Source organism: Providencia sp. PROV268 (assembly GCF_028477805.1).
In the GTDB taxonomy this organism is placed as follows: Bacteria; Pseudomonadota; Gammaproteobacteria; order Enterobacterales; family Enterobacteriaceae; genus Providencia; species Providencia stuartii.
In genome coordinates, this window is record NZ_JAMPLW010000001.1 from 186,476 (window position 1) to 210,122 (window position 23,647).

General features: G+C 42.0%; 27 protein-coding genes. 9 read left to right on the plus strand and 18 right to left on the minus strand.

Translation table 11 applies throughout. The features are described 5' to 3' along the window. Positions 1–3: 3 nt before the first annotated feature. Entirely contained in the window at positions 4–759 is a 756-nt protein-coding gene (locus PR699_RS00970) for an energy transducer TonB (protein WP_004918928.1), read from the plus strand. A gap of 19 nt (positions 760–778) precedes the next feature. Here PR699_RS00970 and PR699_RS00975 read toward each other — a convergent pair whose 3' ends face one another. Next, positions 779–1,210 (minus strand): hypothetical protein, encoded by a 432-nt coding sequence (locus PR699_RS00975; RefSeq protein ID WP_004918937.1) that lies wholly within the window; start codon positions 1,208–1,210, stop codon positions 779–781. A gap of 628 nt (positions 1,211–1,838) precedes the next feature. Here PR699_RS00975 and PR699_RS00980 point away from each other — a divergent pair. Beyond that, positions 1,839–2,216 carry a hypothetical protein gene (locus PR699_RS00980; RefSeq protein WP_014658160.1) on the plus strand — a complete coding sequence of 126 codons (378 nt, stop codon included), beginning with the start codon at positions 1,839–1,841 and terminating at the stop codon, positions 2,214–2,216. 17 nt (positions 2,217–2,233) lie between these two features. On the opposite strand, the gene PR699_RS00985 is transcribed toward PR699_RS00980, so the two are convergent. The 15 genes from PR699_RS00985 to PR699_RS01055 all read right to left on the minus strand — a co-directional run bounded on the left by PR699_RS00985 (position 2,234) and on the right by PR699_RS01055 (position 16,168). Further along, positions 2,234–3,877: a thiamine pyrophosphate-binding protein gene (locus PR699_RS00985; protein WP_014658161.1), complete on the minus strand. Its 1,644-nt coding sequence runs from the start codon at positions 3,875–3,877 to the stop codon at positions 2,234–2,236. 68 nt (positions 3,878–3,945) lie between these two features. Then, the gene (locus PR699_RS00990) at positions 3,946–5,415 is read right to left on the minus strand and encodes an aldehyde dehydrogenase (protein WP_014658162.1); all 1,470 of its coding nucleotides are present in this window, start codon (positions 5,413–5,415) and stop codon (positions 3,946–3,948) included. A gap of 13 nt (positions 5,416–5,428) precedes the next feature. Beyond that, positions 5,429–6,223 (minus strand): aspartate dehydrogenase, encoded by a 795-nt coding sequence (locus tag PR699_RS00995; protein ID WP_014658163.1) that lies wholly within the window; start codon positions 6,221–6,223, stop codon positions 5,429–5,431. 10 nt (positions 6,224–6,233) lie between these two features. Then, a complete protein-coding gene (locus PR699_RS01000) occupies positions 6,234–7,028 on the minus strand; it encodes an SDR family oxidoreductase (protein WP_014658164.1) in 795 nt (264 codons plus the stop codon). A gap of 14 nt (positions 7,029–7,042) precedes the next feature. Continuing rightward, positions 7,043–7,882 (minus strand): alpha/beta fold hydrolase, encoded by an 840-nt coding sequence (locus PR699_RS01005; RefSeq protein WP_004918949.1) that lies wholly within the window; start codon positions 7,880–7,882, stop codon positions 7,043–7,045. Positions 7,883–7,897: 15 nt separating this feature from the next. Then, entirely contained in the window at positions 7,898–8,416 is a 519-nt protein-coding gene (locus PR699_RS01010) for a cupin domain-containing protein (RefSeq protein WP_004918950.1), read from the minus strand. A 30-nt stretch (positions 8,417–8,446) separates the two neighbouring features. Continuing rightward, positions 8,447–9,718 (minus strand): MFS transporter, encoded by a 1,272-nt coding sequence (locus PR699_RS01015; RefSeq protein ID WP_014658165.1) that lies wholly within the window; start codon positions 9,716–9,718, stop codon positions 8,447–8,449. A gap of 22 nt (positions 9,719–9,740) precedes the next feature. Beyond that, positions 9,741–10,955 (minus strand): NAD(P)/FAD-dependent oxidoreductase, encoded by a 1,215-nt coding sequence (locus PR699_RS01020; RefSeq protein WP_014658166.1) that lies wholly within the window; start codon positions 10,953–10,955, stop codon positions 9,741–9,743. A gap of 4 nt (positions 10,956–10,959) precedes the next feature. Beyond that, positions 10,960–11,886 carry a VOC family protein gene (locus PR699_RS01025; RefSeq protein WP_014658167.1) on the minus strand — a complete coding sequence of 309 codons (927 nt, stop codon included), beginning with the start codon at positions 11,884–11,886 and terminating at the stop codon, positions 10,960–10,962. 110 nt (positions 11,887–11,996) lie between these two features. Further along, entirely contained in the window at positions 11,997–12,773 is a 777-nt protein-coding gene (locus tag PR699_RS01030; RefSeq protein ID WP_041705283.1) for an IclR family transcriptional regulator, read from the minus strand. Between the two features lie 31 nt (positions 12,774–12,804). After that, positions 12,805–13,560 (minus strand): SDR family oxidoreductase, encoded by a 756-nt coding sequence (locus PR699_RS01035; protein WP_004918960.1) that lies wholly within the window; start codon positions 13,558–13,560, stop codon positions 12,805–12,807. Then, the gene (locus PR699_RS01040; protein WP_004918962.1) at positions 13,553–14,590 is read right to left on the minus strand and encodes an aromatic ring-hydroxylating dioxygenase subunit alpha; all 1,038 of its coding nucleotides are present in this window, start codon (positions 14,588–14,590) and stop codon (positions 13,553–13,555) included. The genes PR699_RS01035 and PR699_RS01040 overlap by 8 nt, the downstream gene beginning before the upstream one ends. 64 nt (positions 14,591–14,654) lie before the next feature. After that, a complete protein-coding gene (locus PR699_RS01045; RefSeq protein ID WP_004918964.1) occupies positions 14,655–14,963 on the minus strand; it encodes a recombinase-like helix-turn-helix domain-containing protein in 309 nt (102 codons plus the stop codon). A gap of 2 nt (positions 14,964–14,965) precedes the next feature. Then, positions 14,966–15,280, minus strand: a complete 315-nt coding sequence (gene nirD, locus PR699_RS01050; protein WP_004918973.1) for a nitrite reductase small subunit NirD — start codon at positions 15,278–15,280, stop codon at positions 14,966–14,968. A 462-nt stretch (positions 15,281–15,742) separates the two neighbouring features. Beyond that, positions 15,743–16,168 carry a universal stress protein gene (locus PR699_RS01055; RefSeq protein WP_004918975.1) on the minus strand — a complete coding sequence of 142 codons (426 nt, stop codon included), beginning with the start codon at positions 16,166–16,168 and terminating at the stop codon, positions 15,743–15,745. 315 nt (positions 16,169–16,483) lie between these two features. Here PR699_RS01055 and PR699_RS01060 point away from each other — a divergent pair, with 315 nt between their 5' ends. Together PR699_RS01060 and map are read left to right on the plus strand one after the other, a co-directional pair. Beyond that, positions 16,484–16,690, plus strand: a complete 207-nt coding sequence (locus PR699_RS01060) for a ParD-like family protein (protein ID WP_014658170.1) — start codon at positions 16,484–16,486, stop codon at positions 16,688–16,690. After that, positions 16,683–17,477 carry a type I methionyl aminopeptidase gene (gene map, locus PR699_RS01065; RefSeq protein ID WP_004918978.1) on the plus strand — a complete coding sequence of 265 codons (795 nt, stop codon included), beginning with the start codon at positions 16,683–16,685 and terminating at the stop codon, positions 17,475–17,477. The genes PR699_RS01060 and map overlap by 8 nt, the downstream gene beginning before the upstream one ends. Before the next feature lie 46 nt (positions 17,478–17,523). Here the strand turns inward: map and PR699_RS01070 are convergent, their stop codons facing one another. Continuing rightward, positions 17,524–18,456, minus strand: coding sequence for a LysR family transcriptional regulator (locus PR699_RS01070; RefSeq protein WP_014658171.1), 933 nt, complete (start codon positions 18,454–18,456; stop codon positions 17,524–17,526). Positions 18,457–18,555: 99 nt separating this feature from the next. On the opposite strand from PR699_RS01070, the gene PR699_RS01075 reads away from it, so the two are divergent. The 5 genes from PR699_RS01075 (at position 18,556) to PR699_RS01095 (ending at position 22,348) form a co-directional block, all read left to right on the plus strand. Further along, positions 18,556–19,014, plus strand: a complete 459-nt coding sequence (locus PR699_RS01075; protein WP_014658172.1) for a DMT family transporter — start codon at positions 18,556–18,558, stop codon at positions 19,012–19,014. Positions 19,015–19,016: 2 nt separating this feature from the next. Then, on the plus strand, positions 19,017–19,448 hold the full coding sequence (locus PR699_RS01080; RefSeq protein ID WP_272572868.1) for a DMT family transporter: 432 nt from the start codon (positions 19,017–19,019) through the stop codon (positions 19,446–19,448). Between the two features lie 420 nt (positions 19,449–19,868). Next, entirely contained in the window at positions 19,869–20,219 is a 351-nt protein-coding gene (locus tag PR699_RS01085; protein ID WP_004918982.1) for a phage holin family protein, read from the plus strand. Positions 20,220–20,685: 466 nt separating this feature from the next. Then, positions 20,686–21,255: a TetR/AcrR family transcriptional regulator gene (locus PR699_RS01090; protein ID WP_225829579.1), complete on the plus strand. Its 570-nt coding sequence runs from the start codon at positions 20,686–20,688 to the stop codon at positions 21,253–21,255. A 280-nt stretch (positions 21,256–21,535) separates the two neighbouring features. Then, a complete protein-coding gene (locus tag PR699_RS01095; RefSeq protein WP_004918991.1) occupies positions 21,536–22,348 on the plus strand; it encodes a hypothetical protein in 813 nt (270 codons plus the stop codon). A 41-nt stretch (positions 22,349–22,389) separates the two neighbouring features. Here the strand turns inward: PR699_RS01095 and PR699_RS01100 are convergent, their stop codons facing one another. After that, a complete protein-coding gene (locus PR699_RS01100; protein ID WP_014658176.1) occupies positions 22,390–23,646 on the minus strand; it encodes a PTS ascorbate transporter subunit IIC in 1,257 nt (418 codons plus the stop codon). Between the last annotated feature and the right edge of the window lies 1 nt (position 23,647).

A 23,647-nucleotide genomic window follows, 5' to 3' on the forward strand; every position in this document is an offset into this window, starting at 1 on the left:
CTCATGAAAAAGACGCGTTTTTTAACTGTTACTCTGTCTGTTTTGCTGCACGCTGTCATTATTATGGGCTTTATTCATCTGGCTCAAGAAGAAAAAAATCAACAGCATCAAGCGGTAATGGATGCGCCAGTGATGTCGATTGCGTTAACACACGCTATTGAAGAAACTGCGCCAACAGACTCAGATATGACACCCATGGTTGAGCCTGAAGCGGAGATTGTTCCGCCTGTTGTCGTAGAGACGGCACAGGTAGTGCTACCAAAAAAAGAGAAGAAAATTGAGCGACCTAAAAAAAAGGTCAAAGAGCCAAATAAGCGTTTAAGCGAGAAAAAAGAGGTTGAACAGCAAAAAGTATCTACCAATAAAATAACCAAGTCGGCAATAACACCACAGCAGTCACAACAAGGGGAAACGGCGGCATCTTCCCCTTCGATGGGGAAGGTGGGGCAACCTAAAAATGGGATGTCAAACCTAGCAGATACTCAGCAAATCAATGCATACAGGGAAAAATTACGCCAAGAAGTTGAAAGGCATAAACGCTATCCTCGGCGCGCCAAAAGTATGAAGAAACAAGGTGTTGCTCAAGTCCAATTTAGGTTAACGGAGACGGGAGAAATAACGTCAGCGCGTATTGTGAGTAGTTCAGGTAGTGAACTATTGGATAACGCTGCGCTCGCTGCTGTTGAAAAAAGCCAGTCAGTAGGGAAGCCACCTTCCGGCTTTGCTCACATAGTCACCTTTAAAATTGAATTTAAATAGCGATTGTGGGCGGCACACATCATTCAGTTGCCGTAGATATTTTTTCGCCAATAAAGTTAATCGTTGAAATCCCTTTTTCACAGGCTGTTTCTTTCAGTGTAGAAGGGGTTTTTTCTGCTGATTTTTTAAGGTTGTTTAGCTGCTTAACATATTTTTCTGAACCTGCAATTGTCGGGTTCTCTTCTAAATAACCTATCAGTGAATCTATTTGTTGATAGAAATAGTCGCATTGACTTTGATTGGGTTCAATTTTCTTGAAATTTTTTAGCCCTTCGGGAATTAAGTTTGCTGTATTATCTTTAACTAATTCAGCATATTGCCCATTTTTAATTTGTTCGACAGTTGAGTCAATTTTGCTTTTTAAGTTAAAAAACAGAGCTCCCACGACAATAATGGTGATCAGCAATACCACATTTACAAAAAGGCTAATTGGCAACAAATACTTTTTCATAGTAATCCCTTAGATATCAGGTTCGTTGTTGATATATGTATTTTTCCATCGAGCCTAATATAGCACTTAACTTGAATTACAGTAAAATAAAATATGCAAGTAACCTCTAATATTAAAACGGTGATTAAGTGTCTCTAGAACAAAAGTAATTTTTAAGGCAAACAGTATGGTGCTACAGCGTAGGATAAATAAACTACCTGTTTATAGGGTACAAAGGAGATTGCATAAAACGCATTGTTTATTTGCATAAAGGTCAATGTTCAGTGTTCCGCTAGCGAAGTATATTAGGTTTGATTCCTTAGGATATAAAGGAAAAATGCAGTAGCCAGTAAATTATTTCTGTTGGTGAGGAATTATTCAGGCTGATATTCTTTTGAGTTTGTTATTCGCCATATTAATCACGATGGTGAGAGTCTAAAATTTCAAACGAATATTATTCGCTTAATTTCCCATCCAGTTTGAATTTAGTTAATGCTTATTAATAATTTTATGATTGCGTTTTTAAAATCTGAACTCGCTATATGTTTTATTTTATTTTTATTAATTAGCATTTTAATTTATGGATAAAAATCTATCGACTGCTGGGTTTTTATCAATCATTTTATATTAATCAGTCTAAGGTTATTTTATGAATAAAGTATTATTTTCTATTATAGCAACATTCTTTTTTTGTTCTTCAGCGGTAGCACAATCACAGGCTCACGATAAGGTACGTACGCATGAAAATGCGCTGATTGCTTTAAGTTTTACAGAAAACAGTACCTCTCAAGCTAACCAAATTGCGATGGCTAGGCATGCTGAAAAAGCCAATATTGAAAAACCAACGATTAATGGCCTATCGAAAACGTTTTCAAATATGGATGCCCATGAAAAAGCCGCGACGGCATTAAGTTTCACAGAAAATAGCCAATCGTATGCTGTACAACGTGTATTAATCAACATATGGCAAGAAGCCAAACTAAATAAGCTTAATGAAATAGCGCATAGACACTCTATGCGCTATTAAGCATTTAGCAATGTGAATTAAAATAGTTTTTTCTGGGGAGGCCCTGAGAAATTCATTTTACCAATATTTTCCATAAGGACTTCTACAACGACAGGCTGTTTTAATTCGATGGCACGTTGTAACGTAGATTTAAAATCTTCTGCCTTATCAACGGTTAGTGCTTTAATTCCCATTGATTCTGCTAATCGCGTAAATGAAGGAGTGAGTAACTCATTATAATATTGCCGATCAGCGAAATATTTCTCTTGGATCCCGCGCATAACACCATATCCATGGTCATTCATAATAAGAAGCACAATCGGTAGTTGCTCTTGTGCCATGGTAGCAAGCTCCCCAATACCTAGCATTAAACCACCATCGCCAACTAAGCCAATAACGGGAGTCTGAGGATTCGCTTTAGCGCTACCGATAGCCATTGCTAAGCCTAATCCAATCGCACCAGCCAAAGAGTGAATATTGTGTAATGGCTGAGTCGCTTTTAGTAAGCGGCTTCCCCATAAGCTACCTGAAACGGTGATATCTCGCACAAATATACCGTGATCTGGCAGTACCTGCTCAACCGCATCGCTTAATTGGCTGTATGGTCCACATTGCGCTCTGAGTTGTGCTTCGGCTTGCTGAGTGGCTTCTTGGACTTGTTGTTGCCATTGTGGTGAAATTGTTCGCTTAGCTTGCTCGAGTTTGCTGGCTAATGCGTTCAGAATACTATGGCAATCGGCAGTAACCACCAAATCTGCACGATAGTTTCGATTAGCCGCTAGCGGATCGATATCAATTTGAATTAAAGGTTGTGGCAAGGGTAATGACCACGTTTTGGTTTCATTACTGCGTAAACGAGAGCCAGCGACGAGTGTGATATCGCAAGAACGCATCAATGTATCAATAGCATCTGCGTTATGGAAAGCGCGTAAGCTAAATGGATGTTCGTCAGATAAAATACCTCGCCCATGCGTACTACTGATCACGGCTACCCCCTGATCTGCCAATTTTTTAATCGCATCAGAGGCGTGTAGCGCACCACCACCAATCCATAATAAAGGGCGTTGTGCATGCTGTAATTTTTGCCAAATCGCATCGACTTGATCCGCCGTTGCTTCTGGTAAAGGTTGAACTGTCAGTGGTGCGCTGAGTAGCGATAAGGGAACTTGTGCGCTTTGTATATCAATCGGTATTTCGATAGAGACGGGGCCACAAGGAACGGTTTGTGCAACTTGAATGGCTTTATGTAAGACGGCAACCGCTTGTTCGGCGCTATGGACGCGAAATGCTTGCTTAGAGCTGGCTTTTAAAAAGCCAAGTTGATCGCGCGTTTCGTGAATAAAACCGGCATCCATATCCAGATACGCTTTTTCTACTTGCCCTGTAATATGGATAATTGGCGAGCAAGCATTCATGGCTTCAATCATTGAGCCCACGGCATTACCCGCGCCGGCTCCTGTGCTGGTTAAGGCGACGCCAAGTCCGGTGAAGCGACCATGTGCATCAGCCATGGTAACGGCACCCGCTTCCCCACGGCTAGGGGTGAAGTCAATCATGCCACGGCGACCAATTGCATCTGCAATCGGCAGGTTGTGGATTGAGATAACGCCATAGACGGTACTGACTTGGTATTGTTCTAATGTTCTGGCGATCGCCTCGCCAACCGTGATTGTCTCATACATAGTGTTCTCCTTTAGAATTCGATAACCAATAATTTGCAACGTGAAGATATTTACGGATGCATGGTCATTTATTCACACCAACGGTTTGGTTGTGGGTTTAGTGCCAGAAAAATACTTTTTTGCTGCATATAAGCTTTGAGGCTTTCAAGGCCTTTTTCTCTACCGAGTCCACTCTCTTTAAACCCACCAAAAGGTGTTGAAATGGAGAAAACTTTGTAGGTATTGATCCAAACAGTACCAACGTCTAAAGCATCTGCTAATTTAAAGGCGCGAGTGTAATCTTGCGTCCAGATCCCCGCAGCAAGGCCATAAATAGAATCATTGGCTTCTTCTATGAGTTGCGTTTCATTATCAAAAGGGATAACGACCAGTACAGGCCCGAAGATCTCTTCTTGGCAGACAGAAGCTTGGTTATTCAGCCCTTCAATAATGGTTGGTAAATAATAATTCCCTGCTTGTAAGTTAGGGTCTTGGGGGATAGCTCCGCCAAGGCGAATTGTGCTACCTTCAGCGATTGCTTGGTTGACGTAGCGAATAACACTTTCTCGGTGTTCGGGGGATATCAAAGGGCCGACATGAACCCGTTCTTGGCGAGGGTCTCCGATAATGAGTTGTTGAGTCAGTGCAGTGAGCTTTTCCATAAAAGGTTCATAAACAGCACGTGAGACGAACAGCCTAGAGCCTGCAATACAAGCTTGCCCCATTGAACTGAAAATACCATAACAAACGCCATGTGCCGCAAGGTTGAGATCCGCATCTTCTAAGACAATAGTAGGAGACTTGCCACCAAGCTCTAGTGACGTTGTGATCAGTTTTTCTGCCGCAATATGTGCGAGTTGTCGGCCTGTATTGGTGCCGCCAGTAAAGGATATTTTTTTCACTAAAGGATGGCGGACAAGTGCATCACCAACGATAGAGCCTTTACCGGGGAGTACGCTGAGTAAGCCACTCGGTAGACCCGCTTGCTCAAATAATTCCGCGAGTTTCAATGAGATAAGCGGGGTCGCCTCGGCGGGTTTTAATATCACAGCATTGCCCGCAGCTAGTGCAGGTGCAATTTTTTGCATATCGCTAGCAATCGGTGAATTCCATGGTGTAATAGCGGCAATAACACCTAGGGGTTGATATGTACTTAATGTCATCATATCGGGCTGGCGACGAGGAGGCAGCTCTCCGCCACTGACTTCGCATACGGCGGCAAAATAACGGGCTGTTGCCGCGGCACTCATGACTAGCCCACGAGCTTCTGCCCAAGGTTTACCATTGTCGAGAGTTTGTAAGCGGGTTAGCTCGTCTGCTTGCTCTTCGATTAGCATACTGACGTTGTGTAAAATAGTCGCGCGTTGATGTGGGGGCATATTGCGCCAACTTGGCGCTCGCCATGCACGCTCTGCCGCATGAACCGCTTCTTCAACATCACTTACACTGGCGCTGTTGAGCGTGGCGACAATGTGTTGGTCACCCGGAAAGCGAGAGCACATTTCATTACCGCGCCCTTGTTGCCATCGTCCACCGACAAATATATCGAGTTTTTTCATGGGAATTCTCCAGTCAGATAATGGCATCTTGATCTGCAATGCGACGGCAAATTTCGACGGCACTTAATGCAGATAGCAGGGATGTTTTAGGATTTGAAGGTAATGGGTTACCATTTAATTCGATACAAAAATGGCCAAAATCACCAGTAACCTCAATGCGATGACTATTTTGCTTGGTCGTCGGGTCGACCATAAGTTCGACTTTTGTTTTATCCATACCGATACCGTAGAGGGCAACCGTCGCCGCCACATTGGCATTTGCGGGGAATTTCAGTGCCGCCTCGCGTGCTGTTCCGTGGAAAAAAACCGTTGGCTCTGTAACCGTATCTAGGTCGATGTAATTTTCAGCCGGACCATTGCGCCAGCTGGCAGGACTTTTACGTGATTGGTAGGTCACTTGGCGGATTGCGGCTTCTTTTGCACAACGTAGTCCATCGAGACCAGCAACAGCCCCTGATAATGGGATAAAGATAGCGTGGTGTTGTTGAGCTTTTTGGCTTAGCGTTTGTGCTAATTGCGCATCCGCCAGTGCGCCGGTTGAAATCACGGCTAGCGTCCAGCCTTTTTCTAAAACCATGGGGGCATACTGTTTGACAGCATGTTGACTAGCACACTCCAAGACTAAGTCTGGTTTTTGTGAGGCGTGCGTCGGGCAGCTTAGTGGTATCACACGGTTTTGAAAGCGTTGTTTGATATCATTGTGGTGATGTTCGCGAGCCACTATCCAGCCTAGCTCAATCCCAGCAGGAAGCCGTTGGATCACTTCATTCGCCATAGCACCATATCCGATAAGCATCAGTGTTTTCATCATCGTTCCCTTAAATGTGGTGGCAAAAACCGCCGGAGACATCTAACGCTGCACCAGAGGTAAATGAAGCCATTGGTGAAGCTAAAAACACCAATGCTCTAGCAGGCTCTTCTGGTTTCCCTAAGCGTTGCATTGGAATGCCGCGTTTTTTGGCGATCTCACCAATCCAACTGTGCCAATCAAGACTTTTGTCGCTACGCGCCTCAAAGCGGCGACGCCATTGCTCTGACTCCACCATGCCGAGCAAGATAGAATTGACACGAATGCCTTTCGGCAGAAGGGTTTTCGATAGATTAAGCGTGAGATTGAGTAAAGCCGCGCGAGCGGCAGAGGTCGCTACCATATGAGGCTCTGGTTGTCTTGCTAATAGCGAGTTGACACAGGTAATTGACGCGATATCTGACTGTTCTAACAAGGGCATAAATGCATTAACGGGATTGATAACGCCAAACAATTTAAGTTGCGCTTCTTGTAACCAAGCTTCTTCAGGCGTATCAGCGTAGTGAGCCACATATCCTTGACCTGCATTATTAATCAGTAAATCGACTTGCCCAAAATGTGTTTGTACTTGCTGTGCAAATGCCTCAGTTTGCGTTTTATCCAGCACATCGCAACAGACAGCGAGCAACTTAGCGTGTGGATAGGCCGCCTGTAATGCGTGATGTGCCTCGGTCAGTTTATCTTGGTTTCGACCACAAAAGGCGACATGACATCCTTCGGCTAACAGGAGTCGGACTGTGGCTAGGCCAATTCCTGAACTTCCTCCAGTGACGACGGCGACACGATTTTCTAATTGTAAATTCATAGCGCTTTCCTTAATCAAACTTCTACTACGGCATAGGTCGCCAAAAATTGCTTCAGGTAATGGTTAAATGGCTGAGATGCATCGAGATAACTTGCATGTCCTGCTCGTTCAATATAGGTAAGGGGGCAACTGTGTTGCTGAGCGAGCATGTGCACTTTTTCAGGCGGCGTAATGGTGTCATCAAGGCCAACAACCATTTGGACGGGGCCTGAATAAAGATTGAGGTAACGGCTAATATCATCGTGAGCCAACATCCATGCTGCGGCTAAGAAACCGCGAGGGTTAAGTTTACGCATGGTTTGCCTTACCCAATCAATCTGTGGTTCACTGGCAGATGGGCTTAGTAGGGCGGCGGCACGATGCTGTGCATAATATTCAATACCTGAATTGAAGACGATTTCTCGTCGTTGTTCATAAACCTGTCTCTGTTCAGTTTTATGTTTAGTTGCGTAGCCTTGCGCCGGATTGGCTAAAAATAAACCTTTTATTTTTTGTGGATATTTTGCAGCGAACGCACAGGCCATGATGGCACCAAGTGAATGACCAACCAATACAACTTGAGGAAGATCTAAGCCATCGATAAAGGCCGCTAATGCTTCCGCATAGTCATTGGCGGTTGGGGTGTCGGTAGTCAGGGCTCGGCTATTGAGGTAGCCTGGTGCATCCCATGCCAGCAAGCGGTATTGCTGGGTCAGTGATGAATCTGTCAGTTGATAAATCCACGATGCAGAGCCTGAGCTAATACCATGAAGTAAGATCACCGTTTCACCGTTCCCGGCTTCACGCCAATTCAAATGATATGAGCCGAATTCAGCGGTTTGGATAGTGGGTAAATGTTCAATAGGCAGTTTCATCACTGAATTCTCCTGTTAACTACGTTTGACTTTTGATAATGGATGATCGTCTGGGTAAGTCGGAATGGCAGGCTTAGGCGTACCGATCATTACGCACATCAACGCTTCTTCTTCACCATGATTAAATAAACCACGGTAAATCCCAGCTGGAACCGAAATTAGGTCACGCTCCTTGAGCACGGTTTCATACTCCTCATCCCCATCTTTAATAAATAAGGTGATGGTTCCTTTGAGCATGAAAAAGACTTCTTCAACATCAGGGTGCAGGTGCAGCGGTCCTTCACACTTTGAGGGCAGTACCATGGTTGAGAAGGTAAAGTTTTCCGCGGGAACGGTATTGGCATCGTTGGCAACCCCTGTCGCCCCCGTACCGATGTAACGCATCTGCGCCCGACGGTATTTAGGGTCAAAATCCGCCTGAAATTTCAATGCATTCCAGTCATATTTGCGGCCTTCAAAACGGGCGATGCGTGATTCAACCCAATCCGCCATCGAGATGCCTTGTGGTTTTATTTGATTCAGTTGTTGTGACATAGTGATATCTCCTGATATTGAGTAGTTAAATCAGTATCTTTTTATAAGGGGGATAAGTAATACGCTGCCGATCAAACCGATAATGACAATAAATAACAGGCCACTATCCATATTGTGGGTGAGGGTGATTAATACCCCCATTAACAACGGTGCGGCGGCACCCGCAAGGTTGCCTAATCCATTGAAAATGCCGCCAGCGAGTGCACTGACTTGCTTTTGTGTCGCTTTGGCCAGAAGAGCAAATATATTTGGAGCACCAGCCCCCCACATAAACATGCTAAAGGCCATCATTAAAATAATGCTGTAGGTACTGGTGAGAAATAGCACACCTGAAAGACCGATTACGGCGCCAAGTAATGAGATAAAACAGACTAAGGCACGACGATCATAACGGTCAGAAATCCATGCTCCTATCGCTTCACCAAATAACATGGCGATAAAGGGGAGTGAGGATAAGACCCCCGCGTGCTCTAAATTGATTGATTTGCCTTTGATTAAATAGCTTGGTAACCAGCCGTTCATGCCCCAGAGGTAAACTAAGAAGGCAATATTAAATAAGCAGATAATCCAAAAATGGCTATTGCGTAACAGGGTGTTACGTTGAATTTTAGCTTCTGCCATGTCTTTGGTAGAGACTTTGCCATCCACGTTTTGTGTTTGCTTATTGACTAAATTGGGGTGGCGAATGCCGATAACGACTAGCCACCATACGGGTACAGTGAAAGCCGCCATAACGAAAAAGGTGCTTTGCCAGCCAAAATTATTCAGTAAGTACAAGGAAATTGGAAAACCAAGAGCCGCGCCAATAGGCGTGCCTAATAACCAAAGCATTGTCGCTCTTGCTTGCATTTTTTGTGGAAAAGTACGGCGCACGATGGCATAGGAAATGGCAAGTAATGGCCCTTCAGCAATACCTAGTAATACTCGAAGAAAAACCATTGTGGCGTAATGGTGAGTAAAACCCATAAAAATCATTAAAATACACCAGCTACTGATCATAAATAGCAGCATTTTGGTGGGGTGAAATTTATCGCCAATCCCACTGAGCAGCATGGATGACACGCCATAGGCAAACAGGAATGCACTCATCAATAGCCCAAGACGTGTGGGATCAAAATCAATTCCTAGAGCTTTTTGGAACTGTTCATCAGAAAATAGGGCGGCAATACTAATTTTGTCGAAAAAGGCTAACAGTACGCAGGAAAATAGTGCGATTGGGATCAACCAGTTCACGCTTTCTTGCGGTGATGCCATTTCATTTTCTTGTGTCACTGAGGGCACGGGTATCGGTTGGTTTGCCATATTATTTCTCCTACCTGCACATTTACTTCAGTGACATCAGTGAAAAATTAGGATCTGCAAGTTCCGATGGGGATAACTTGCGGCTGTTTTGCATCCACCTTTTGCCTAGCTTGATGGAACGAGGGTCATTAAATGCGACCATCTGAACTAATTCGTTGTCATCATTCAGTGAAAAATGCACTTCAGCATTTGGTGTGATGCGTTGAATATGTTGGGTTGCTAGTGGGGTTGGGATCCCTAAAATCTGGATATTGTCTTGATATTGATCTGACCATAGCCATGCAGGGTCATTAAAATCCTCACTGTGGGCATTAAGCATGGCTTTGGCGGTGGTAATGGCTTGGTTTTGTGCATAAGCCCAAGATTGTAAACACAGGGATAATGTGGGATGACAAGCAACATCGCCAGCAGCATAAATATCAGGGTGAGATGTTTGCCCTTGTCCATTGATCACAATACCGTGTGTGACTTCAAGGCCTGCTGTTGCCGCTAGCTCAAGATTTAATTCAACACCGATCCCCATAACAGCAAGATCAAAGGATTGGCTAGGCTGCTTAGCACAACTGATCCGTAAATCATCGTGACTTTCATCGAGCAAAATTTCGCCACAATCGGTTATGATTTCTACCCCCGCTTGCTGGTGGCGTTGCGCGAGTGCGTTTGAAACAGATACAGGTACACTACGCTGACATAAGCGCTCTTGGCGTTCAAAAACGGTAACGTCAATGCCCATTTGGCGTGCAGAGGCCGCAACTTCTAAGCCAATCCATCCACCGCCAATAATGGCCATTTTTTTAGCGGACAACAGCGCTTCACGTAAACGTTGCCCATCATCCCAAGTACGCAGTGCAAATACGCGTGGATGCGATTGCCAAGCAGAAGAGAGAAAACGGGGCCGGCCTCCCGTTGCAATTAATAATTTATCAAAAGCTAAATGGCGACCATCACTGAGCTGCACCTGCTTTTTGTTGGCATCAATATGGGTCGCACGAACAGGGCGATACCAAGTCAAATTCAGAGAGTCCGTTTCATCTTCACTAAATAGGCGTGATAGAGGGGTGCCCTCCTGTTTCAAAGCTGCCTTTGATAAAGGCGGTCGTTCATAGAAATCATGTGGCTCATCACTAATAACAGATAAAATGCCTTGGTAGCCTTCATCTCGTAATGTTTTTGCGGCCCAGCCACCGGCTTGCCCGCCGCCGATAATGACAATACCGCCATCAATAAGTTGTGTCATGGCATCACTCCTTGTCTTTTTTCACTTGTCGGCGTGTTTCGTGGTCGATACCACCTTCAACCGCCCATTCGGTAAAGGAAACGAGAGAGTGCTCTAGTTCACGGGGTTGCCATTTTTCGGTTAGATAGTCGTCGTTGGTGTAGTACTCAAACGCACCGCCCGTTGGGCTATTGACATACCAGAAGTAGGCAGACGAAATAGGGTGACGACCCGGGCCAATAAAAGTACTCCATTTTTGGCGGTTCATGGCGAGGCCACCGCCAATCACCTCATGAATATCGCGAACCGTAAATGCCACATGATTCAGGCCCCGCCCGCGATGAGGCAGCTTGAGTAGGAATAAATTATGGTGGCAACCATTAATTTGTGTACGTAAAAAAACCGCACGGTCGATATAACGGTCAGACACTTGGAAGCCCAGTTTTTGGCAATAGAATGCTTCTGTGGCCTGTAGGTCATCAACAAAAAAGACCACATGACCAATATTAATGGGGGTTGCTTTGTCATAAACAGGGCTTGGCGCATCAATACGACGAATATCTCCCCACTGGTTGATAGGGGAAATATCGACGGTAACATCTTGTTGTTGGCTAATCGTAAAAGCCACCGTCATACCGTTCGGGTCAAGGCACTGTGCCCCATCAGAGGTGAGTTGAAAGCCTGCGCAATTTTCAATCTGTTTGATGACCTGTTCGAGTGTAACGCGGTCTTTTACGCCCCAAGTGATCCGTCGTAAGGTGGAGCCTGGTTCAAAAGGTGTAGGCAAGCGGGGATCATCAATCGATGAAAGGGCGACGCTTGCACCGGACAGTGTTGTAAAATAAGAAGGGTTATTGGGTGATGTTTGCAGTCCAAAATCCTGCAAGAATTGCTGACAAGCGGCAAGGTTATCAACACCAAACTCTAATTTTTCAATACCAATGACTGACATAATTTGACCCTCTATATAATCGTTTTTTATTGCCGACCTTGTTTTTGGGCAAGCAGAGGCCTGAGGCTTATGGCAATAAACCTAATATTTAGTTTTATTTATGGGTAACGCTATACCGCTTTAGCGGAGGTTATTCCGCCAATAAACTCAGTAAGTTTTTGGGCTGCATCGCTCACTTCATTTTGTAATCGTTGGCGTTCTTGCGCGGGAATGCTATTCATTGGCACCATAATACTGATCGCCGCCTCGACACCGTGGTCTCGGTTGTAAACAGGGTAAACAATGGAAGAGATACCCCGACGGTAAAAAGACTCTCCGATAACATAACCCCGTAGCCGGTCTGCTTGGATCATTGTCCAAAATGCCTGTTTACTTCCCGCATCATCAGGTAACTCATCATCAGGATAGAGGGTATCGAACTCCTCTCGACTTAAGCCACTAAGTAACATCCGACCAATTGAGGTGCGGTGAGCTAATAACCGAGTACCAACACTCACGTGGTTAATTTTTGATTCGGCAGCACTAACCCGAGCAATATAAATAATGTCTCGCCCATCGCGTATGACGAGGTGACTATTGCACTGGCTACGGTCGCGTAATTGTTCAATGATCGGTTGGCCTAACTGTGTTAGATCGAGTGAGGCAATGTACCCTAAACCTAAGCTAAGCACTTTGCGACCGAGTGAAAAAGCCCCTGTCCTTGGGTGTTGTTCGATAAAGTCTAAATGCACCAAAGTTTGTATTGCACGATAGGCCGTCGCTTTCGGCATATCGATTAGACGTAAAATTTCAGCAAAGGTTAGCTCTCGGTGCTGCTGTGCTAGGAGTAACAAAAGCTGCAATCCTTTTTCCAAACCGGGGATCAAATATTTGCATGTTGAACTCAAAGCGTTAACCTCCCCGCATTAAGCGGCGTCTTTAGTTAAATACAAACCCACCATTGACGGGGATCAGTTGGCCCGTCACAAAATCGGCCATTGGCGAAAGCAAATATAAGACAGTACCGGTCACATCTTCGGGCTTTTGCTCCCCTTGAATAGCACGCCCATTTTCATAAAGCTGGTGGCGCTCAACTGGTACATATTCGGTGGCTTCAACTTTAGTTAGGCCAGGCGCGATAGCATTGACACAGATCCGGTGTGTGCCAAGCTCCCTTGCCATTGAGCGTGTCATGCTAATAATTGCCCCTTTGCTCGCGACGTAAGCCATCAGCTTAGGGGCGCCCCATAGAGCTGTATCAGAAGCAATATTCACTATCTTGGCATTTCTACTTTGGCGCAAAAATGGGAGTGCCGCCTTTGTCACTAACCATGTGCCTCTTACATTAACGGTCATGACGCGATCCCATAGATTTAAGTCATACTCATCCAATGTTTTGCCGCCAACGCCAGTGGCAAGGGCGGCATTATTAACGAGGCCATCAATATTGCCTTGTTGACCAATCTGCTGAAAAACATGCGCTATGGCCTCGGGGTCGGCAATATCTAAGTTAAAACCATCGGCAGTCAAACCGGCTTGGCGTAGCTGGGTAATGCTTTGCTGTAGGCGATCACTTAATATGTCGCACAGGATGACGTGAGCACCTTGTTGTGCGATCGCTTTCGCAAATTCAAAGCCTAAGCCTCTTGCTGCACCCGTAATGACGATGCGTTTGCCTGCCAGTAAATTATGCATTTGACGTTTCCTTATTATAAATTTGGTCAAATTGCTTTTTGGCTTCACGTTGCATAATACGGCGTAGGCGAGATAGCCCAACATCATGCTGATAAAGGAACTCATGTTGGCGAGCATTAGGCGCCATATTTTCAAGGATAATACGGTCTTGCTCTAAAACATCCCAATGTAATCCCTCTAAGCGATTACGGTACATAAAGCGCCAGAGATCACGTTGCCAATCTTTTACTTTACGGATACGCCAAAAGAAGACCCGGGTATTGAAGCGATCTTCTGGCACAACCATTCCGATGATCCAGAAGTGGCCACCCGGTCCGAAACGTTTTTGATAAGGGATGGATAGGCGTAGCCAGTTCGCGCCAGTACTGGCAAATTCAACCCAATCAAAATTCACCCCCATTTGGTCATTTTTGCGGAAGATAAACCCATTTTGAGTCGGTTCTAAAATCATCTCTGATTGCTTATCACCGTCCGCCATTGAATGCGAAGAAGAGTGGAGATAAGTGCCATGCATGGGATCCATGACATTTTCGAGTGCATATTGATAATTACAATGCCAAGTGGCTGTACATAAGAAATGGCTATGATTTTCACTATCCGCCAGCTCTTCAGGGAACGCTAGCGTCGGTGGCTCTTCATCAGTAATGGCAAAATAAAGAAAGATTGCGCCATGATATTCTTGAACTGGGTAGGTTTTTAGGCACTTTTGACCTTCTAATGGACATTGGCTAACAGCAGGAACATCTTTGACAATACCATCGCCTCCAACTTCAACGCCGTGATACCAGCAGGCAATACGTTCACCTAGGTTCCAGCCCATTGATAAGCGTGCACCACGGTGAGGGCAGCGGTCTTCAAGCGCATGAATTTGACCTTGCTGATCACGCCATAACACAATTTGTTCTTCTAAGCGGGTGATACCGATTGGGTTGCTAGTGACTTCCCAACTGGATAAAACGGGATACCACTGGCCTCTAAGTCCAACGTCTAAATAATCTTGATAGTTCTGAAGTTGTGCATGAGTTGTCATAATCTGCTTCCTGTTGTCGTGGGGTATCGTTGGTTATTATTATTTCTGCGTCACTGGCAGGAGATTAATACCCGTTTACTTGGAGAAATTCGCGAAAACTGGCTTCATTCCATGGTTGTCCTTGTCTATCAAAGAGTTGTCTTTGATTGAGTGCACTAATAATTTGCTCGAGAGTTTCAATACCTGAATCAAATAAGATTTCCAATGTGGCAATGAGAGCGGTTTCGTAGTCATCAGGGAGACGTGAGCGAGTTTGCCAAACGATATTTGGCGCCGTTCCCGGTGCTTGGATTTGCCCTTTACCGCCTTCACGAGCCGGTATAATTTGGTGATTAGCAGGTAAGTAAGGGTTGAAATTCTGTATCGGTTCCATTTCTACTCCTCAATAAAGCTAATTTCGATTTGGTTGTTATTAATGCGAGTCTGGTAGGTTTTGAGATCGCGACCACCTGGCTCACGTAGGCATTTTCCTGTTTTGATATCAAATACAGCCTCATGAAGTGGGCACTCCACTTTGCCATCCTCAACAAACCCTTGACTGAGTAGGGCATAGGCATGAGGGCAAACATCTTCCATGGCGTAATATTGATCATCCACTAAGAAAACACCGATCTCGGTATCATTGACTCGGGCTGAATAAGGAAATTCTTCTTGTACTTGCGAGACATCACAAATCGCGACCCAACTCATATTGTTTCCTCCACAGCAAAATAGTGTTGTTTCATATATAAAACATTGTTTATTATTTAAAACTAGCCTAATAGGCTGAGCGATAAACAGTCAATCGAATGTTACTCATATGTAAAATATTTGTTTTGAAATGTGCAGTGTGTCGAGATTATGGTCATTTTTAGTTTCATATGAGAAACAAAATGGGCTGAAAATAGTGTGACTATCGTTTGATGGATAAAATCATAAAATAAGGGATTATCATTATTTCACGGTAAATTACCCATTATAGTGGTAAAAAATAAATAACAGCAAAGAGTGAGAATTATTTCTGATATGAGAAAGCCTTTATCCATTAAGGCGTTTTTTTATTTTCTTCAGAGAGAAGGAATAGGAAAATTGAAAGGAATGAGATTTAAAAGTTTATATTTTTTAGTTTGTTACTAAGAATTAAATTAAAACCCACCGAAGTGGGTTAGTGAATTATCGTACTGTTAAGACAGAAATCTTAGAGTTTTGGATGATCATCGAAGCTGTTGATCCTAAGAAATACGTTGACATTCCAGGGCGTCTAGAACCAATAACAATCAAATCTGCTTGAATATCATCGGCAATACGCAAAATTTCATCCCTAGGCGTTCCCATGACGACCTGAGCGGTAAACTTTTCTTTAGGAAGATTAAAATCTTTAATAATATCAACTAATTGATTTGTTACTTTATCTTGTTCGCTATCTGCCTTTTCGGCAAAACCAAAGCCCATAGAGGTATAAAAAGGGATAGTAGGAATAACGGCTAAAAAATGAATATGAGCGCCTTCTTCCTCCGAAAGGTATTGAATATGAGGAAGTACAAGGTTTGCTAAATTTTTCTCTGTAATATCAATAGGAACTAAAATTTTTTTATACATATTGTTCTCCGAACAATTATCCAAGCCTATTTAAAATCTATCCGCTAAAAACAATCAGTAAAAATAAAGATAAGTTTAATATTTAATCAATTTAACATCTTATAGCCAATACAAAAATGGAGTTAGCTAACAATAACAATACAACGTTGTAACGAACAATACTTTGACGGCGGCTTGAAGTTAGAAAATTAAAACGGTTTGATGAAAAAACAGTTCATTTGTGCGGTTCCCCATTGAATGACTATCTTTCTCATCTTAGTTATTATATGGTTTATATATAAATCGTAATATTTTATATGTTAATGAGGTGCTGTCTTGGGAATCGTGAAAATTTCAGATGATCTGCATGACTATTTGCGCCGTGCTAGCCAAGTGATGTCACGCTCGATCAATTCTCAGGCTGAATTTTGGATAAAAATAGGTATCCAAGCCGAATTAAATCCCGATAAAACCTTCACAACGCTTATCAGCGAAATGCTAGAAAAAGAATCTGTTAACCATAAAGGGAAGTACCATGAGTAATATCACAATCAAAACAGCTGAAGAAATTGAATTGATGCGTGAATCCGGCCGTTTATTAGCCAAAGTATTTGCGATGTTAGATACTTTTATTGTGCCGGGTATTACGACCATGGAAATTAATGACAAGGTTGAAGATTATATTGTTAATGAATTGCAGGCGAGACCAGCCAGCAAAGGCCAGTATGGTTATCAATATGTATTAAATACCTCCCTTAATGAAGTGGTGTGCCATGGCGTACCGAAAGCTGATGAACATTTGAAAGCCAGAGATATTATCAATGTTGATATCACATTAGAGAAAAATGGCTTTATTGCAGACTCAAGTAAGATGTATGTGATGCCCGAAGCCTCACCATTAGCACGTAAACTTGTTAAGGATACTTATGAGGCTATGTGGGAAGGGATCAAACAAGTCAAACCAGGGGCAACACTAGGGGATATTGGTTCTGCAATCCAACACCATGCAGAAAAAAATGGTTATAGCGTGGTTCGTGAATATTGTGGTCATGGTATAGGCCGTGAAATGCACGAAGCTCCACAAGTGCTACATTATGGTGTACGTGGGCAAGGGGTTACCTTAAAAGAAGGGATGACATTCACAATAGAGCCGATGATCAACCAAGGTGGTATGAAAATTAAGACCAAAAAAGATGGTTGGACAGTTGTGACGCGAGATAAAAAATTATCGGCCCAATCAGAACATACTGTTTTAGTGACCGCAACCGGTTATGAAGTCTTAACTTTACGCGATGAAGAAAAAGCATTTGTCGCAAAACATCATCTTTAAAATTTGACGATGGCTCTGCAAAGCCGCGAGTGCGGCTTTCAGACTGTTATCGCGAAGCATAATAATTAATTTCATAACGCTGGCCATATTCGCTCTTGGGATTCAGTCTTTCAAACAGAAAATCGATAGCCATTCTTGTTTTATGGGGTAAATAGTGTCTATTAGGATAAACCGCATAAATAGAGTGTTCTGGCAATGAGTAATCCGTCAGTAAAGGGGTTAGCATACCTTTTTCAATATAAGGGGCGGCGATAAAGCAGGGTAGCAGCGAAATTCCCACTCCTTGAACAGTCGCTTGTAATAGCGACTCACTATTATTAACGATCAAATTCCCCGTGGGGCTAATGTGCTCAGCTTGGTTATCTTTATAAAATACCCACTCTTGGCCTGATTGGTATAACGAATAAAAAAGACAGTTATGCTCTTTTAAATCGGTCACGGTTTTAGGTTGCTTATGCAAAGATAAATAGTCAGGGGAAGCACAAAGCGCACTATAACAAGGCGTGATTTTCTTACCAATGAGTGACGAATCAGGCAAATGGCCAATGCGAATTGCAACATCAAACCCTTCTGCAACTAAATCAACAACGCTATCATCTAATATCAATTCAGTTTGTAAATCAGGATACAGTTTTAAAAACTCCGCGATGATCTTTGATAAATGAAGTGTACCAAAGGACATTGGTGCACTGATTTTGATTCTCCCCGCAGCCTTGATATTGAGTTGTGCAATGGCATCGTTTCCTTGTTCGATAAAAGAGTATGACGCCTTTAAATATTCGATATAGGTTGTGCCAATTTCAGTCAAACTAATATGGCGAGTCGAACGATTAAATAATTTTACCCCTAAATGGCTTTCGACCGTACTAATCGACTTGCTGACCGCTGATTTAGTCATATGTAATTTTTTAGCAGCCTGAGTAAAACTCAAACATTCAGCCACTTCGATAAGGATAGGAATTGCATTTAAATCGTGCATATTGTCAACTTATTATGAACGCAGTGTTTCCTATTTTATCTCTTAATTAAAGTGTTTAGCAAAATTATAATAAGAGCCTGCTAATAAAGAGTTATTATTATGAAAAATAAACTATTTCTATCATTACTGGCAATAGTGTCAGGGGTGTTGCTTACACTAATGATCATGAGCAACAGTTATTTATCACAATTTACATCACCGATAAAAGCATCTTGGTTAACTCATGGGGTAGGCACTCTATTTGCTTTTGTTGTATTCCTGATTTTCAATTTAAAGCAAAGCGCGATCGTGCCAAAAGAAAAAGTACCATTAATGGGTTATTTGGCAGGGATCCCCGGGGCATTTACGGTTTTGTTGGCGGCGATCACTGTGAATAGCTCACTCTCCTTATCAGGCAGTATTGTCCTTATGCTTTTAGGTCAGGTGATATTTAGTTTGGCGATCGATTATTTTGGTTTTTGGGGCCTTAAAACGACGAGGAAAAAAATCAAAGGCCATGATTTTGTTGTTTCGATGTTATTTATGCTAGGCAGTTTGTTGATTGTGTTAGGGAAATAACGATGCTTTTTTTTATTATTATAGCTTTGTTGAATGGGGTCTGTATTGTAACGAGCCGGACTCTTAATGGGGCATTAGCCCAAAGTAAAAATGCTTTTTACGCTTCGTTAACTAATCATAGTGTTGGATTTTTATTTCTTAGCCTAGTGTTGGCTTGCCAAGATAATTTAGCGATAGGAAACCTCAATGAAATCCCCATGATTGCCTTTATTGGCGGTATGATTGGCACATTTTTTGTGGTTATTAATAGTTATGTTCTGCCTAAACTCGGTGTCACACTTACAACGCTATTCGCTATTATTGGTCAAGTCGTATCAAGCTTTATCTTAGATATCATCAACGGGCAGGCTGGAAATCATTTACTCTTACAATCGATAGGGTTGCTATTGATTATTTTAGGCGTGTATTATCAATACATAAAAAAATATAATTAAAATGATAATCATAAAGGTAATATTTTGTTGTCAGTAGGGTTATATTTTTTGTGTTGTCATTTGAAGAGTAATAATTATTAATGACTAAAGAAATAGCATATTTAGGTCGAGAAGAGTTTGTGTAAGGATCCATTCTGTATGCTAGTTTATATTAGATAATATAAATTAAGATATGTAAACAATTAATGATTGTGATTTTATTTTAATCTTATTTAGCTTGGTTTTTACAATATTTGTAATACTATTCTTTTGTTATTACGATACATAAGTAGAATGTGAAATTAATTTTAATGACTATTGAAATAATTAATATTTAATATCATATGATTGTGATGCCCATTATTTCGATAGTTTTATATAAACAATAAGGGGGCTTCATTTATTGACAATAAACTAGCACTCCATTTAGGAGGTACCATTATGCATGAAAAAAATATCGATTTTTGGGCGCAAGTTTTCCGCTGGGTTCAACTCAATTTACCTTTATTAAGTGGTGTTATGTTAGCAACGTTGATTGCATTTGTTAGAGAGTGGCGAGAGAGTAAAAGTACATGGCAATCATTAGCAGAAGCTGTAATATGTGGTGCTATTACAGTCAGTGCTATTCGAGCGCTTCAATGGTTACTTGTCTATTTAAATTATTCTGATGCTTGGTCATCACTTGCCGAGTTTTGTGGTGCGATGATAGGTTTCCTAGGTACAAAGAAGCTCAGTTGGGTTATTGATTCGATGTTGATTGCAATTCAAAAACGCTATAGAAATAAAGAATAATATTTTGAAGTATAGAAAAATCATTCTTATCAGAAATAAGTTGTACGATAAGCCCAAAATGAGGCTTATCGAGATACCTACCTTAAGGAGGTACAGTTATTTAAAACGATTATAATTCTACTGCTATCTTAATTACCATTTAGTGATTACCTAACTATCATCTCTGATCCCTTCAATAAGAGAATTATTTATTTTTTACTGCATCGGTATCAATATAAGAAGAAGTATATTGATATCATTAATCAAATGCTAATGAACTCCATAATGGCTAATTTTATGCTCTAAAAGAGAACAATCTTGTGGTGTTCTGCAATGATGGGTAAGATCTCGTGTTTTGTTTGTTTATTAAACATGTTATTTCTCTGGCTAGCTTAAAGCGGTAGGAAGTTTGTGTGAAACCATAAAATCTATTACTCTTTGCATTATCTCTAATTAACTTAAAAGGTTTAAGCTGATGACGGAGCCAATGAAAAAGCCGAGAACAAAACCCGCAAAAGAGAGATTGGATGATTTAATGAATGCTGCTGAGCATTTATTTCTCACGAAAGGTTTTTTAGAGACAACAGTGAGTGAAATAGTTAGCCAAGCCGATGTGGCGAAAGGTACTTTTTACCACTACTTTAAATCGAAGGATGAGATTTTAGAGGCTTTGCGCGAGCGTTATATGACATGGTATTTGGGAAAAATTGATGATGCACTGAAAGAGAAGGTGGACAGTCAAGCGATGCTAAGCCAGTGGTGTGAAAGCAGCGTACAATATTATGTTGAAAAAAGACGTATTCATGACATGCTATTTCATGAAAGTTTTCATACGTGTAGCAACGTACATGAACAGCGGGCAATTTCACAAGTGAAAAAAATCTTGTTACATGGAAAGGCGCAAGGTGTTTGGTCAGCAGAGCCAATTGGGCTGGTTAGCTCTATGCTGTATCACAGTATGCACGCTGCCGTCGATGAGCTTGCATCGAGCCTTGAATATGATGAGAACACATTAGGCGCAATACTTTATCAAAAGTTACTCGGTTTAGTTCAATAACACCGTATCTAATCACTCTTCTATCCTTCTAGAAATAGAAGGATGCTGTCATTTAAATCTGTCTTGTACTGAAGTTAAATTACATATCTAAAAGTGACTAAAAAACAGTAGGTTAAGCGACTGTTTTTTATGATTGCATCGTTAATACTATCATGTTTTTATCGTTTGATGATGACATTTTAGCGTTAAAATCTAAACTGATTTTTGCCAGTGAAAAAGCTAGAAAAATTTATTCTGGATGTGTTATATCATCGGAAAATTACTTGTCTGGACATGTTTTATGTTTAATTTTTCCGAGTTTATTAATGATACACCAATTGACTCTATCTTATTGTTTATAATTACATTTTCCTTACTCATTATTTCAGCTTATATCGGTAAATTTATCTTTAAGCGTAAGAAGCTTAATGATGATATTGCTGATGACGAAGCAAAAATTATATTAGGGGCTATCTTATCGTTATTAGGCTTATTGATTGGTTTTGTTCTCTCAATCTCGATCAGTGGCTACAACAATCGTCAGCAAACAGAAGAGAATGAAGCGATTGCGATAGGGAATGCTTACCAACGAGCGCAATTATTAAACAGCAGTGACAGACGTGAAGCAATCCATTTATTGCAGCAGTACCTAGAGGCGAGAATTGAATTTTTTAAATCAGGTGTCAGCGATGAAAATAATCAATGGCGGAGAGTCTCATTAGAAAAACAAGCTACCTTGTGGGAAATTGCGGTTAAAGAGGCAAATCAATCACCAAATCCAGTGATCGCCTCGGTATTAACTGCATTTAGTGATCTTTATCTTTCACAACAAAAAACGATGGCGAGTTGGCGGCATCAAATACCGAATGCAGCATGGTTCTTATTAATTTTCTTTGCGATTTGTTCTAACGTTTTAATTGGTTATAACATTCGAGGAACTAAAGGTAAAAACTGGCTGATCCTCATATTGCCATCATTAACAACACTGGCACTATTTATGATCGCAGAAATTGATATTCCCGGTGAGGGGGTCATTCATGTGACGCCGGATGATTTAATATCATTACAGGAATTCTTATTTAAAGAAGGGGCGTTAGTCGGGAAACTTGATTAAATAAATATGCCCCGTAACGGAAGTATTACGGGGCACTATGGTTAGCGGACAATAATGCCTAAAAGAATACCAATAGCACCAAAGTCTGCATCACTAAATGTGGTATTAGCGATACCAATGTCACCAAGGACAGGTAATAAAAAGACAGGTAAGAAGGTAATGAGTAAACCTTGTGCAAAGGCACCTAAAATAGCGCCTCGGCGACCTCCTGTTGCGTTACCAAAGACTCCCGCCGCTGCACCAACAAAGAAGTGTGGCACGACACCTGGGATAATGACGGTCATATTCAACGCATACAGTATGAACATACCGATAATACCCGCAGCAAAACTGCTTAAAAAGCCGACTAACACGGCATTTGGTGCATAAGGGAAAACAACAGGGCAGTCTAGCGCTGGTTTAGCATTTGGAACCAATTTATCCGAAATCCCTTTAAATGCGGGTACGATCTCCGCAATTACCATACGTACACCTTGCAGAATAATGTAAACACCCGCAGCAAATGTAATGGATTGCATTAATGAGAACATGAACCAGTTTTTGCCACCGCTGACTTCACGAACATAATCTCCTCCCGCAAATAAGCAGGTAATAATGAAAATAATGAACATAGTGAATGAGATGGCAACTGGTGTGTCTCGTAGGAAAAGCAAACTTTTTGGCACATTCATATCTTCAGTAGAATGTTCTTTGTTGCCAAATTTGCTGCCAATAAAACCTGCAAGGACATACGATATCGTTGAAAAGTGACCAATTGCAACGTCATCAGAGCCAGTGATTTTTTTCATGTATGGATGTGCAATGGCTGGGAAGAACACCATACAAAAGCCGACGATTAATGAACCAACAACCACTAATAGAGTGCCTTCCATACCCGCTGTTGCTAAAATTACGGCAACCATCATCGACATGAAGAGTGTGTGATGCCCTGTGAGAAAGATAAATTTCCAAGGGGTGAGGCGTGCAATTAAAATATTAATTAACATGGCAAAGAACATGATCATTGCCATTTCACGGCCAAAACTCTTCTGGGCGATAGAAACAATCGCTTCGTTATTTGGAACGACGCCATTAATACCAAATGCGTGTTGGAAAATAGCGGAGAAATCGCCTAATGAACTAACAACTAAGCCAGCACCCGCTCCTAAGATCACAAAACCCATAATGGTTTTGATGGTGCCTTTAATACATTCGGTGGCGGGTTTCTTTTGAGCGATAAGGCCGATAAGCGCTATCAAACCCACTAAAATAGCGGGTTCAGATAACACATCTTGCATCAGAAAACGAAAAAATGACATA

What these genes read in the sequence shown, in the direction of transcription:
- nirD (WP_004918973.1), bottom strand. Translation starts at nt 15,280, where the DNA reads ATGAGTTGGGTCGCGATTTGTGATGTCTCGCAAGTACAAGAAGAATTT.
- PR699_RS01095 (WP_004918991.1), top strand. Translation starts at nt 21,536, where the DNA reads ATGTTTAATTTTTCCGAGTTTATTAATGATACACCAATTGACTCTATC.
- PR699_RS00995 (WP_014658163.1), bottom strand. Translation starts at nt 6,223, where the DNA reads ATGAAAACACTGATGCTTATCGGATATGGTGCTATGGCGAATGAAGTG.
- PR699_RS01040 (WP_004918962.1), bottom strand. Translation starts at nt 14,590, where the DNA reads ATGACAACTCATGCACAACTTCAGAACTATCAAGATTATTTAGACGTT.
- PR699_RS00975 (WP_004918937.1), bottom strand. Translation starts at nt 1,210, where the DNA reads ATGAAAAAGTATTTGTTGCCAATTAGCCTTTTTGTAAATGTGGTATTG.
- PR699_RS00990 (WP_014658162.1), bottom strand. Translation starts at nt 5,415, where the DNA reads ATGAAAAAACTCGATATATTTGTCGGTGGACGATGGCAACAAGGGCGC.
- PR699_RS01035 (WP_004918960.1), bottom strand. Translation starts at nt 13,560, where the DNA reads ATGCATAATTTACTGGCAGGCAAACGCATCGTCATTACGGGTGCAGCA.
- PR699_RS01090 (WP_225829579.1), top strand. Translation starts at nt 20,686, where the DNA reads ATGAAAAAGCCGAGAACAAAACCCGCAAAAGAGAGATTGGATGATTTA.
- map (WP_004918978.1), top strand. Translation starts at nt 16,683, where the DNA reads ATGAGTAATATCACAATCAAAACAGCTGAAGAAATTGAATTGATGCGT.
- PR699_RS01080 (WP_272572868.1), top strand. Translation starts at nt 19,017, where the DNA reads ATGCTTTTTTTTATTATTATAGCTTTGTTGAATGGGGTCTGTATTGTA.
- PR699_RS01075 (WP_014658172.1), top strand. Translation starts at nt 18,556, where the DNA reads ATGAAAAATAAACTATTTCTATCATTACTGGCAATAGTGTCAGGGGTG.
- PR699_RS01005 (WP_004918949.1), bottom strand. Translation starts at nt 7,882, where the DNA reads ATGAAACTGCCTATTGAACATTTACCCACTATCCAAACCGCTGAATTC.
- PR699_RS01085 (WP_004918982.1), top strand. Translation starts at nt 19,869, where the DNA reads ATGCATGAAAAAAATATCGATTTTTGGGCGCAAGTTTTCCGCTGGGTT.
- PR699_RS01010 (WP_004918950.1), bottom strand. Translation starts at nt 8,416, where the DNA reads ATGTCACAACAACTGAATCAAATAAAACCACAAGGCATCTCGATGGCG.
- PR699_RS01000 (WP_014658164.1), bottom strand. Translation starts at nt 7,028, where the DNA reads ATGAATTTACAATTAGAAAATCGTGTCGCCGTCGTCACTGGAGGAAGT.
- PR699_RS01045 (WP_004918964.1), bottom strand. Translation starts at nt 14,963, where the DNA reads ATGGAACCGATACAGAATTTCAACCCTTACTTACCTGCTAATCACCAA.
- PR699_RS00980 (WP_014658160.1), top strand. Translation starts at nt 1,839, where the DNA reads ATGAATAAAGTATTATTTTCTATTATAGCAACATTCTTTTTTTGTTCT.
- PR699_RS01015 (WP_014658165.1), bottom strand. Translation starts at nt 9,718, where the DNA reads ATGGCAAACCAACCGATACCCGTGCCCTCAGTGACACAAGAAAATGAA.
- PR699_RS00985 (WP_014658161.1), bottom strand. Translation starts at nt 3,877, where the DNA reads ATGTATGAGACAATCACGGTTGGCGAGGCGATCGCCAGAACATTAGAA.
- PR699_RS01100 (WP_014658176.1), bottom strand. Translation starts at nt 23,646, where the DNA reads ATGTCATTTTTTCGTTTTCTGATGCAAGATGTGTTATCTGAACCCGCT.
- PR699_RS01020 (WP_014658166.1), bottom strand. Translation starts at nt 10,955, where the DNA reads ATGACACAACTTATTGATGGCGGTATTGTCATTATCGGCGGCGGGCAA.
- PR699_RS01055 (WP_004918975.1), bottom strand. Translation starts at nt 16,168, where the DNA reads ATGTATAAAAAAATTTTAGTTCCTATTGATATTACAGAGAAAAATTTA.
- PR699_RS01025 (WP_014658167.1), bottom strand. Translation starts at nt 11,886, where the DNA reads ATGTCAGTCATTGGTATTGAAAAATTAGAGTTTGGTGTTGATAACCTT.
- PR699_RS00970 (WP_004918928.1), top strand. Translation starts at nt 4, where the DNA reads ATGAAAAAGACGCGTTTTTTAACTGTTACTCTGTCTGTTTTGCTGCAC.
- PR699_RS01070 (WP_014658171.1), bottom strand. Translation starts at nt 18,456, where the DNA reads ATGCACGATTTAAATGCAATTCCTATCCTTATCGAAGTGGCTGAATGT.